The 10987-nt window shown below is 68.9% G+C and carries 9 protein-coding genes and 1 pseudogene; 1 reads left to right on the top strand and 9 read right to left on the bottom strand.

What is annotated here, in order from left to right:
* Positions 1-34 precede the first annotated feature (34 nt).
* The 9 genes and pseudogenes from ACYVO6_RS43100 to ACYVO6_RS43060 form a co-directional block, all read right to left on the bottom strand.
* Positions 35-1084 (bottom strand): PadR family transcriptional regulator, encoded by a 1050-nt coding sequence (locus ACYVO6_RS43100; protein WP_461071336.1) that lies wholly within the window; start codon positions 1082-1084, stop codon positions 35-37.
* 1 nt (position 1085) lies between these two features.
* A complete protein-coding gene (locus ACYVO6_RS43095; protein WP_461071334.1) occupies positions 1086-2054 on the bottom strand; it encodes a DUF4097 family beta strand repeat-containing protein in 969 nt (322 codons plus the stop codon).
* A 219-nt stretch (positions 2055-2273) separates the two neighbouring features.
* The gene (locus tag ACYVO6_RS43090) at positions 2274-2456 is read right to left on the bottom strand and encodes a DUF6104 family protein (protein ID WP_033320086.1); all 183 of its coding nucleotides are present in this window, start codon (positions 2454-2456) and stop codon (positions 2274-2276) included.
* A gap of 128 nt (positions 2457-2584) precedes the next feature.
* Complete coding sequence (locus ACYVO6_RS43085) at positions 2585-6445, bottom strand: multifunctional oxoglutarate decarboxylase/oxoglutarate dehydrogenase thiamine pyrophosphate-binding subunit/dihydrolipoyllysine-residue succinyltransferase subunit (RefSeq protein WP_461071332.1); 3861 nt, start codon at positions 6443-6445, stop codon at positions 2585-2587.
* A 248-nt stretch (positions 6446-6693) separates the two neighbouring features.
* Complete coding sequence (locus ACYVO6_RS43080; RefSeq protein WP_461071517.1) at positions 6694-7752, bottom strand: HAMP domain-containing sensor histidine kinase; 1059 nt, start codon at positions 7750-7752, stop codon at positions 6694-6696.
* A gap of 272 nt (positions 7753-8024) precedes the next feature.
* Positions 8025-8762, bottom strand: coding sequence for a response regulator transcription factor (locus tag ACYVO6_RS43075; protein ID WP_028802127.1), 738 nt, complete (start codon positions 8760-8762; stop codon positions 8025-8027).
* A gap of 112 nt (positions 8763-8874) precedes the next feature.
* The gene (locus ACYVO6_RS43070; RefSeq protein ID WP_461071329.1) at positions 8875-9552 is read right to left on the bottom strand and encodes a spermidine synthase family protein; all 678 of its coding nucleotides are present in this window, start codon (positions 9550-9552) and stop codon (positions 8875-8877) included.
* Positions 9553-9598: 46 nt separating this feature from the next.
* Positions 9599-9724 (bottom strand): annotated as a pseudogene (locus ACYVO6_RS43065) (hypothetical protein); the annotation flags it as partial.
* A gap of 111 nt (positions 9725-9835) precedes the next feature.
* Entirely contained in the window at positions 9836-10291 is a 456-nt protein-coding gene (locus tag ACYVO6_RS43060) for an ASCH domain-containing protein (RefSeq protein ID WP_461071327.1), read from the bottom strand.
* A gap of 178 nt (positions 10292-10469) precedes the next feature.
* Between ACYVO6_RS43060 and ACYVO6_RS43055 the strand changes: the two genes are divergently transcribed.
* On the top strand, positions 10470-10982 hold the full coding sequence (locus ACYVO6_RS43055) for an HAD domain-containing protein (RefSeq protein WP_461071325.1): 513 nt from the start codon (positions 10470-10472) through the stop codon (positions 10980-10982).
* Positions 10983-10987: the final 5 nt, after the last annotated feature.

The following is a 10987-nucleotide window of genomic DNA, read 5'->3' as shown; positions in this document are numbered from 1 at the left end:
TTCCGCGGGCGCCGCACCTCCGAGGGCTCCCCGCTCAGCCCTTGGGCCGCAGTACCACCCCTATGTGTGCCGCCGCCGTCGACAAGTGGCGGCGGCACTCCCGCAGTTGGTCCTCCGTCACCCCGTTGTCGCGGGCCGCGTCGCGGATGTCGTCGCGGAAGCGGTCCAGGAGGCGGTCGAGGTCGCGGGCGGGTTCGCCGGTCGAGTCGTCGTGTGCCCAGGCGGGTTCGTAGTCGGCGGGGAAGTCCTCGGGGGTGGCCGTGTAGTCGGGCTCTGGCGTCCGCTCCCTCTCCGGCCGGCCGGCGCCGGCGTCCTTCCCGAAGCCCTTTCCGAACTCCCCGAATTCCTTGGCGAGTTCGGTGAGGCCTTCCCGTACGCCCGTCGGCCAGTCGCCCCGTGCGAAGTGGTCCTGCACCTGGTCCTGGACGCGCTTGGCGACGCGCTGGAGCTCCTGGGCCTGGGCCCGCGCCCTCTCCTGCGCCTCCTTGGCCTGGCGGCGTGCCCGCTGGGCCTCCTCGCGTGCCCGTCGGCTCTCGTCCTTCGCGCGCCTGGCCTGTTCCTTCCACTCCTGCTTGACACGGCGCATCTCCTCCTTCGCGGTGCGCCACGCCTCCTTTTCCATGTACTCGGTGGAGTCCCCGTAGGCGGCCTCGCGTTCCCCCCGCCACCCCTTGGCACCGCCCGTGGTGGGCCCCCGGCGTGCCTCGCTCGCTGCCGCCCGCATCTCGCGGCGCAGGTCACCCGCCGCGCCCCGCACATCGGCCCGGATCTCGGCGGCCAGCTCCGCCACCGACTCGCGGATCTCCAGCTCCAGGTCGGCCAGTTCACCGCTGCGGTCGGCCAGTTCGGCGCGGCCGGCGTCCGTGATCGCGTACACCTTGCGGCCGCCCTCGGTGGTGTGGGTGACCAGGCCCTCGGCCTCCAGCTTGGCCAGCCGGGGGTACACGGTGCCGGCCGAGGGTGCGTACAGGCCCTGGAAGCGCTCCTCGAGGAGCCGGATCACCTCGTACCCGTGGCGCGGCGCCTCGTCCAGCAGCTTCAGCAGGTAGAGCCGGAGTCGTCCGTGGGCAAAGACGGGAGGCATGTCAGAGCCCCTTCTTGTCGTTCGGGCCGGAGGTGGGGCTGTCGGATGAGCCGCTGGGGGAGCCATCGGAGGGAGGGACGGTCGGGCGGTCGGGCGGGAGGTCGGGGCTCTCGTCGGATGGGCCGGTGCCGATGTCCTCCGGCTCGGCGTCCCATGGTTCGTCCTCCGCCGGAGGCCTCCGTAGCAAGGCGATCGAGCCCGATACGGTCGTCGCCTTCAGCTTTCCGGTGCCCGAGCCCAGGCGGCCGGTGATCTTGTGGGCACCCCACTGGCCGCTGACCCGGAGGTCGTCGAAGGCGTTGGAGACGGTGCCGCTCGCGGTGTTGGCCTCGACCTCCGCGTCCGCGGGATGCGGCAGCCGGATGGCGATCTCCCCCGAGACGTTGTTCAGCACGACGTCGGTGGGGCTGTCCGTGTCGAGGTCGACGATCATCGAGCCGCTCACCGAGTCGGCCCGCACGGTGGAGCCCGAGCCCTCGACGACGGTGAGGTCGCCGGAGACGGAGTTGAAACGCAGGTCGCCGGTGACGGCCTGGGCCTCCAGATTCCCCGAGACCGTGTCGGCGCGCACGGGGCCGGAGAGGCCGACGAGTGTCGTGTCTCCCGTGACGCCCTTCACCACCGTCGCGCCGTCCACTCCGGAGACCACGGCGGCGGCGCCGACCACGCCCACCTCCACGCGCGTATGTGCCGGAACCGCCAGGGAGACCACCGCGTCGCGACGCCAGCCCTTGCGGTCGAGCCACTTGAGGAAGCCCTTCCACGGCAGGTCCTCGTACGCCACCGTGAGCGTGCCGTCCTTGTGGGTCACCGTGAGAGGTGGTCCCTCTATCTCGGTCACCTCGAGGCGGGTGGAACCCTCGTCCACCCCCACGACGTTCACCGTTCCGTTGACGATTCGCACATGGAGCGCCGTCACGGGGTCATCGAAGGTGAGCTTCTTGGGCTCGGCGACAGACCACTCGGACATGGTGCTGACCTCCTCGACGCGAACGAACGGGATGTTGCGGAACCTCGCGACAGGGAGCACCGGCCAACACCAGCCCAAACCGGTCGCGCCATATCGCGTCTTCCGTTATTCACGATATATCGCGGTCACGGAAAGTCAAGACACCCGTTTCGGTGATCTCACAAAAGGTGAATGCGCAGGTTCGACGCCCGCCGCCGGACTGCTGAGGCGTCGTGAGCCCTACTCGTCGTCCTCGTCGTCGTCCAGTCGCGCCAGCCAGGTCGCCAGCCGCTCCACCGGCACCTCGAAGTCCGGATTGAGATCGACGAACGTACGGAACTGCTCGGCGAGCCACTCGAAGGTGACCTCTTCCTCGCCGCGCCGCTTCTCAAGTTCCTCGATGCCACGGTCGGTGAAGTACACGGGTGCTCTCCTGGGGGCGTAGGTCTGACGTCTCCAGGTTATGCGGAGCCGGACCTTCGGAAATGACCGAGGGCCCGGCCCCGAGACGAACTCGGTGCCGGGCCCCGCAGAGGTCGTACGCCCGAGACTTACGCCTCGAACACCTCCCGAACCAACTGCTCCTGCTCGGCCTGGTGCCGCTTGGCCGAACCCACCGCCGGAGACGAGCCGTGCGGGCGGGAGATCCGCCGCAGCCGCTCGCCGTGCGGGATGTCCGCGCCGACCGCCAGGTCCAGGTGGTCGATGAGGTTGAGGGCGATGAACGGCCAGGCGCCCTGGTTCGCCGGCTCCTCCTGGGCCCAGAGGTACTTCTCGACGTTCGGGTACTTGCCGATCTCGGCCTGGAGCTCGGCACCCGGGACCGGGTACAGGCGCTCGATGCGGATGATCGCCGTGTCCGTGATGCCGCGCTTCTGGCGCTCGGCGTCGAGGTCGTAGTAGACCTTGCCGGCCGTGAAGACGACCTTGCGGACCGCCGCCGGGTCCACCGACGCGTCACCGATGACCGGACGGAAGCCGCCCGTCGTGAATTCCTCCGCCTTCGACGCCGCCGCCTTCAGACGCAGCATCGACTTCGGGGTGAAGACGACCAGCGGCTTGTGGTGCGGGTTGTGGACCTGCCAGCGCAGCAGGTGGAAGTAGTTCGACGGGAGGGTCGGCATGGCGACCGTCATGTTGTTCTGGGCGCAGAGCTGGAGGAACCGCTCCGGGCGGGCCGAGGAGTGGTCCGGGCCCTGGCCCTCGTAGCCGTGGGGGAGGAGAAGCGTGACGCCGGACGTCTGGGCCCACTTCTGCTCCGCCGACGAGATGAACTCGTCGACCACCGTCTGGGCGCCGTTGACGAAGTCGCCGAACTGCGCCTCCCACAGGACCAGCGACTCGGGACGGGCCAGGGAGTAGCCGTACTCGAAGCCCATGACCGCGTACTCGGAGAGCAGCGAGTCGTAGACGTTGTAGCGCGCCTGGTCGCTCGAGAGGTACTGGAGCGGGGTGTAGTCCTCGCCCGTGTTCTGGTCCACCAGGACCGCGTGGCGCTGGCCGAACGTGCCGCGGCGGGAGTCCTGGCCCGACAGCCGGACCGGGGTGCCCTCCATCAGCAGCGAGCCGAAGGCCAGGGTCTCGCCCATGCCCCAGTCGATCGTGCCGTCCTCGATCATCGCCGCGCGGCGCTGCATCTGCGGCATCAGACGCGGGTGGACGGTGATGTGGTCGGGGATGTTGACCTGCGACTCGGCGATCCGCTTCACGACCTCCTGGGAGACCGCGGTGTCCACGTGGACCGGGAACTCCGCCTCCGGCTGCGGGACATGCACCTCGGCGGGAGCGTGGACGGCCTCGCGGACCTCGGTGAAGACCTTCTCCAGCTGCCCCTGGAAGTCCTGCAGCGCCTGCTCGGCCTGTTCCAGCGTGATGTCGCCACGACCGATGAGGGACTCGGTGTAGAGCTTGCGCACCGAGCGCTTCTTGTCGATCAGGCTGTACATCTGCGGGTTCGTGAACGACGGGTTGTCGGTCTCGTTGTGACCGCGGCGGCGGTAGCAGATGAGGTCGATGACGACGTCCTTGTTGAACGCCTGCCGGAACTCGAAGGCGAGGCGCGCGACCCGGACGACGGCCTCGGGGTCGTCACCGTTCACGTGGAAGATCGGCGCCTCGATCATCCGGGCCACGTCGGTGGAGTACATCGACGAGCGCGCGGACTCCGGCGGAGCCGTGAAGCCGACCTGGTTGTTGATGATGATGTGGACCGTGCCGCCGGTGCGGTAGCCGCGCAGCTGCGACATGTTCAGGGTCTCGGCCACCACGCCCTGGCCCGCGAAGGCCGCGTCGCCGTGGAGGGCCACCGGCAGGACCGTGAAGTCCGTGCCGCCCTTGCCGATGATGTCCTGCTTGGCGCGGGCGATGCCCTCCAGGATCGGGTCGACCGCCTCCAGGTGCGAGGGGTTGGCGGCCAGCGAGACCTTGATCTGCTCGCCGTCCAGGCCCGTGAACGTGCCCTCGGCGCCCAGGTGGTACTTCACGTCACCGGAGCCGTGCATCGACTTCGGGTCGAGGTTGCCCTCGAACTCGCGGAAGATCTGCGCGTACGACTTGCCGACGATGTTCGCGAGCACGTTCAGCCGGCCGCGGTGGGCCATGCCGATGACGACCTCGTCGAGACGGGACTCGGCGGCGCTGTCGATGACCGCGTCAAGGAGCGGGATGACGGACTCGCCGCCCTCCAGCGAGAAGCGCTTCTGGCCGACGTACTTCGTCTGCAGGAAGGTCTCGAAAGCCTCCGCCGCGTTCAGCCGGCGCAGGATGCGCAGCTGCTCCTCGCGCTCCGGCTTGGTGTGGCCGCGCTCGACGCGGTCCTGGATCCACTTGCGCTGCTTCGGGTCCTGGATGTGCATGAACTCGACGCCGGTGGTGCGGCAGTACGAGTCGCGCAGGACGCCGAGTATGTCGCGCAGCTTCATCATCGACTTGCCGGCGAAGCCGCCGACCGCGAACTCGCGCTCCAGGTCCCACAGGGTGAGCCCGTGCTCGGTGATGTCCAGGTCGGGGTGCTTGCGCTGCTTGTACTCCAGCGGGTCGGTGTCGGCCATGACGTGGCCGCGGACCCGGTAGGAGTGGATCAGCTCGAAGACGCGGGCGGCCTTCGTGACGTCGTCGTCGTGCGAGGCGTCGATGTCCTTGAGCCAGCGGACCGGCTCGTACGGGATGCGCAGGGCCTCGAAGATCTCGTCGTAGAAGCCGTTCTCACCGAGGAGGAGGTTCGCGACGATGCGGAGGAACTCGCCGGAGGCGGCGCCCTGGATGACCCGGTGGTCGTACGTCGACGTCAGGGTCATGACCTTGGAGATGCCCAGCTTGTTGAGCGTGTCCTGGGACGTGCCCTGGAACTCCGCCGGGTAGTCCATCGAGCCGACGCCCATGATGACCGACTGGCCGGGCATCAGGCGGGGCACGGAGTGGACGGTGCCGAGGCCGCCGGGGTTGGTCAGCGAGACCGTGACGCCGGAGAAGTCGTCCATCGTCAGCTTGCCGTCGCGGGCGCGGCGGACGATGTCCTCGTAGGCCTGCCAGAACTCGAAGAAGTTCAGCGTCTCGGCCTTCTTGATGCCGGCGACAACGAGCTGACGGTCGCCGTTGGGCTTCACCAGGTCGATCGCCAGGCCGAAGTTGATGTGTTCCGGCTTGACCAGGGTCGGCTTGCCGTCCTTCTCGGCGTAGTGGTAGTTCATCGACGGCATGGCCTTGATGGCCTGAACCATCGCGTAGCCGATGAGGTGGGTGAAGGAGATCTTCCCGCCCCGGGCGCGCTTCAGGTGGTTGTTGATGACGATGCGGTTGTCGAACAGCAGCTTCACCGGGACCGCGCGCACGGACGTGGCCGTGGGCAGCTCCAGAGAGGCGTTCATGTTCTTCGCAACGGCGGCGGCCGGGCCGCGCAGCGGCACGTACTCCGGTCCGCCCGGAGCCCCGGGCGCGGGCGCGGCCTTGGCGGGCGCGGGCTTCGCGGCGGCCGGCTTGGCGGCGGCAGCGGGCTTGGCCGGAGCCGGGGCCGGGGCGGCGGCTGTGGCAGCGGGCTTCGGCGCCGCGGGGGCGGCCGGAGCCGGAGCGGCCTGGGCCTGACCGTCAGGGGAAGCCGGAGCCGCGGCGGGCGCGGCCTGAGCCGTCGATGGGGGTCCCCCCGCGCGAGTGGATTCGAGCGTGGGGGAGGTGGTCCCTGCGGCCCCCGCGGCCGCAGTACGCGACGTGGCCGAGGCGGCGACGCCGCCCGGCTTGTAGTCGGCGAAGAAGTCCCACCAGGCTCGGTCTACCGAATTCGGGTCCTGGAGGTACTGCTGATAGATCTCGTCGACGAGCCACTCATTCGGACCGAACGCGGCGGCGGGGTTCTTCCCGGCCTTCCCGGCTTGGTCGTCGGTGGAGATGCTCGAGTTACTGGGGGACTGTGGCGACACGGCGGCAACCGCCCTCTTCCGCTTCACAAGGTGATGGACAGCGGGAATCAAGGCTACGCCCCCACGGCCGCTGGATGCAGGCCGGGCCGGTTGATCGTCATGTAAGTCACATCAAAACACGTGTTTCGACGCTGGAAATGGCGGGAAACAAGCGCGGTTGCCCTGCGGACGCCCCGCACAATCCGTGGATCTTGCGACCCGATCCGCGGATCTTGCGATGATCTGGAGATCCGGATTCGAACCGTACGTCAGCCTGTGAGCGGAGGCAGCCCCGGAAGGGTGACCTGGATTCGGCAGCCGCGCTGGGATTCGGCCACCCCGATCCGGCCGCCGTGCAGATCGACGGCCCAGCGCGCGATGGCCAGCCCCAGCCCCGTACCGCCGTCGCTGCCCGGACCGTGCGGTGCGACGACTCCGCCCCGGTTGAAGCGCTCGAAGACCCGGTGCCACTCCGACTGCGGTATCCCGGGACCCTCGTCCAGCACCTCCAGATCGAGCGACTCCGGATAGTCCCCGCGCCGTGCCTTCACCGTCACGCGACCGTGCGGCGGGCTGTGCTTGACCGCGTTGTCGATGAGGTTGGCGACGACCTGGTGGATCCGCTCCGGGTCGGCGTGCGCGGTCAGCTCGGGCGGCGACACGTCCAGGTGCAGATGCACATCCGTACGCGTGTGGGTGCCGGAGCCCGAGGGGATGCCCGCGCGCGCGGAGGACACCATGTTGGCCTCCTTCAGTACGCCCGACAGATACGGCCACACCTCGAAGCGGCGCATGCGCAGCGGTACGACGCCGTTGTCCAGCCGGGACAGGTCGAGCAGGGTCTCGACGAGGCGCCCGAGGCGTTCCGTCTGCTTCAGGGCCGTACGCATCGTCTCGGGGTCGGCGGCGGATACGCCGTCCACGACGTTCTCCAGGACCGCGCGCAGGCCGGCGATCGGTGTACGCAGCTCGTGCGAGACGTTCGCGACCAGCTCCTTGCGCTGGCGGTCCTGGGCCTCCAGGTCGTCGGCCATGCGGTTGATCGTCTGGGCCAGGTCGCCCAGTTCGTCGCGGCGGTCGGCGCCCTTGACCCGGCTCGTGTAGTCGCCGTGCGAGATGTTCCGGGCCACGGTGTTCATCTCGTCCAGCGGGGCCGTCAGCGAGTGCGCCACGAACTGCGTGATCAGCAGCGTCGCGATCATCGAGAAGACCGTGATGAAGCGCAGCTCGGTCTCGGTGCGCACGGCGATCATCATCAGACCGGTGGTGATGAAGACCGAGACGACGACGAGCGTGCCGAGCTTCGTCTTGATGGAGAAGGGCCGCAGATTCTGGAGCGCCGCGCTGAGAGACCCGAAGAGCCTGCCGGCGACGAGCCCTTCCTTCGTGCGGAGCGCGGCTTCGGCCCGGAGGCGTGCGGCGTCGGACCGCCGGCGCAGGCTGTCGGACCGCCGGCGCAGGGTCTCGGAGCGCCGCAGCAGCACGTCGGACCACCACAGCAGGGCCTTCGACCACCACAGCAGGGCAGTCGCGAGGGGCCGCCCCGGGGCGGGGCGCCGTCCCTGCCCGGCGTACGGCTCTTCCGTGCCCTCCGCCTCGCTCACGGCGTCGGCGTCTCCAGGGCGTACCCCACACCGTGCACCGTACGGATCCGCTCGGCGCCGATCTTGCGGCGCAGGGCCTTGATGTGGCTGTCCACGGTCCGGGTGCCGGAGGCGTCCGCCCAGTCCCACACCTCGGCGAGCAGCTGCTCGCGCGAGAGCACCGCACGCGGCGTGTTGGCCAGGCAGACCAGCAGATCGAACTCGGTGGGCGTCAGATGGACGTCCTCGCTGCGCACCCGCACCCGCCGCTGCGCATGGTCGATCTCCAGCTCCCCCAGGCGCAGGATGCCGGAGCGAGGAGTCGACGCGGCGACCACGGCGCGCTCCACGCGGCGCAGCAGCACGTGTACACGCGCGGCCAGCTCACGCATGGAGAAAGGCTTCGTCATGTAGTCGTCGGCGCCCACGCCGAGCCCGACCAGCATGTCCGTCTCGTCGTCGCGCGCGGTGAGCATCAGCACCGGCACCGGTCGCTGTGCCTGCACCCTGCGGCAGACCTCCAGGCCGTCGAAGCCCGGCAGCATGATGTCGAGAATCAGCAGATCGGGCTGCCAGGCCTCGGCCGTGTCGACGGCGGCCGGTCCGTCACCGGCGGTCTGTACGAGAAATCCCTCGGCACGCAAGCGGGCTGCGATGGCGTCCACGATCGTCGGATCGTCCTCGACCACCAGCACCCGGCGCTGTGCGCCCGGCGTGGCCGCCGTGCCGTTTTGGGATGTGTGGGTCTGCTCCATCGCCCGCCCCTGAAGTGTGCTTTCCGGAATCGTGGGGGTGATTCCATGACTGCGCTTGACGCTTGAATGATCCGCGTCGGTCAGCAGAGTACGGGCAGTGACCACCGCTCGGCTATCCAGGCCCGACCGCGAGATGCACGACGTCCGGAACGCCCCGGGCAACCGGGATCTCTTCGGTACGCACCTGCTGGAACCCGGCATTCCGCAAGGTTCCCTCGAAATCAGACGAGGGCTGGGCCGACCACACGGCCAGCACCCCGCCCGGCCTCAACAACCTTGCGCAGGCGGCGAGTCCGGCCTCCGAATAGAGGCTTTCGTTGCCCTCCGTCACGGTCCAACCGGGCCCGTTGTCGATGTCCAGGCACAGCGCGTCGTACGTGTCTGATGTCTCATTGACGTAAGCGACCAGATCGTCTTCCACGATCTCCGTACGCGAATCCGCGAGCGCGGCTTGTGAAAGTTCCGCCAGCGGCCCGTCCAGATGCCAGTCGATGATCGCCCGCTCCCGCTCGACCACCGCGATACGCCCCCATCGCGGATCGGCGGCCGCGTGCGCCAGCGAGAACCCGACTCCGAGACCGCCGATCAGCACGCTCGGCTCCGGCCGCCCGTCCAGGGCATCGCGAGCGGCGTCGATCAGCAGCCGCTCCGAGCGGCCGTCCGATGTGTCCATCAGGAAGCACCCGTTGGCGATGATCTGCAGCAGTTCGCCGTGGCGGCGCAGGACGATTTCGCCGTACGGGCCGTTGCGGCGGTCTATGACTACGGGGGTGTCGTACGTGGTGGTCATGGGGCCATTTTGGCCCGTTGCTCCGGGGAGGGGCGGTGGCCGGTGCTCAGGGGTGCGTGGCGGGGGCGTACGACTTGATGTGCTGGAGGAGGGCGGCGAGTTGGGGGCGGTGGGTTTGGAGTACGACGGTGGGGGTGTCGCTCTCGCGGAGGGCGAGGGTGGGGTGGGTTCGGGCGAGTTCGACGCAACTTGTGCCGTCGCCGGAACCTGAGTGGGACGACTTCTGCCAGCTGAGTTCGACGCAACTCGCAGCGTGAGGGCGGTGTTGGCTGGGCGCGGCAGGTCAGTCGACGGGACGGAGGTCGGTGACGAGGCGGAAGCGTTCCAGGACCGCGAGCGTTGTGTCGTCCACGGTGAAGTCGGGGTCCTCCAGTGCCGCGCGCATCTCCTCGCTGTGCCAGAACCGTTCGTGGCCCGCCCGCCACTCGGCCACGCTGGTGTAGCCCTCGCCCTCGTCCACCGCGTGGGCGAGATCCACCTGTGCCAGCGGTACGACGCGGACGTCGGTCACCTTGATGACCCCCACCGGCCGGTCGTCGGAGTCGACGACCACCGAACGGCTCCTGGCCTCCGGCAGGGGCTCTCCCTCATGCTCGTAGTCGACGAGAAGCCCCGTCGTGGACGTCTTGGAACCGTCGAGAATCGCCGCGACAAGCTGGTCGTGGAGCGGTCTGGGGAAGGCGAACTCGGCTTTGGGCAACGATGCGAGGTCTTCGAGTGAGGCCGAGTCGGTCGTCATGCGGTCACGGTAATCCGTGCCCGGTCACGTCCACCGGAGGGAGAGGTGGAGGGGTGTGCGCGTGAAAATGTGACAGTGATGGGGGAAGGTGTCACATTTTCCGAACCCACCTGCCGGTGGGCAGCAGCGCTTGATGGAGCGCAGCCGCCCGCTTGGGGCGAGCCGATAGCGTGTGGCCATGGCCGAACATGCGGAGCGCCCGCTGCTCTTCCTGGACGTCGATGGAACCCTCCTGCCCTTCGGGGGAGCGCGGCTTCCCTCGGCCCTCGAGCACTGGGATGCCTGGCAGGACGTGTCGAATCCTCAGCTGGCGAAGATCGACCTCACGCACGGTCCGCGACTGCTGGCCCTGCCTTGCACCCTGGTGTGGGCCACCGCCTGGATGGATGACGCCAACGAAGTGATAGCTCCCCTGCTCGGACTGCCCGAACTTCCGGTGGCGGACCTACCGGACGCGCCAGAGGAGGACGAAGCACGAGGGCTCCACTGGAAGACCCGAGCCCTCGTCGAGGCCGCGGCGGGCTGCCCGTTCATCTGGGTCGACGACGAACTGACCGATCGCGATCGCACCTGGGTCTCAACGCACCATCCAGGACGAGCCCTCCTCCACCGCGTCGATTCCACGATCGGCCTCGTCGATACGGACTTCGCCGTACTCGACGACTGGCTGCGCGAAACGCGTCGCCTGTAGAAGCG

It is taken from the genome of Streptomyces pseudoechinosporeus, assembly GCF_054783935.1.
Note: the sequence above shows the minus strand (reverse complement) of the source record. Positions and strands in the feature narration are given on the sequence as shown.

What these genes read in the sequence shown, in the direction of transcription:
- ACYVO6_RS43095 (WP_461071334.1), bottom strand. Translation starts at nt 2,054, where the DNA reads ATGTCCGAGTGGTCTGTCGCCGAGCCCAAGAAGCTCACCTTCGATGAC.
- ACYVO6_RS43075 (WP_028802127.1), bottom strand. Translation starts at nt 8,762, where the DNA reads ATGGAGCAGACCCACACATCCCAAAACGGCACGGCGGCCACGCCGGGC.
- ACYVO6_RS43100 (WP_461071336.1), bottom strand. Translation starts at nt 1,084, where the DNA reads ATGCCTCCCGTCTTTGCCCACGGACGACTCCGGCTCTACCTGCTGAAG.
- ACYVO6_RS43055 (WP_461071325.1), top strand. Translation starts at nt 10,470, where the DNA reads ATGGCCGAACATGCGGAGCGCCCGCTGCTCTTCCTGGACGTCGATGGA.
- ACYVO6_RS43060 (WP_461071327.1), bottom strand. Translation starts at nt 10,291, where the DNA reads ATGACGACCGACTCGGCCTCACTCGAAGACCTCGCATCGTTGCCCAAA.
- ACYVO6_RS43070 (WP_461071329.1), bottom strand. Translation starts at nt 9,552, where the DNA reads ATGACCACCACGTACGACACCCCCGTAGTCATAGACCGCCGCAACGGC.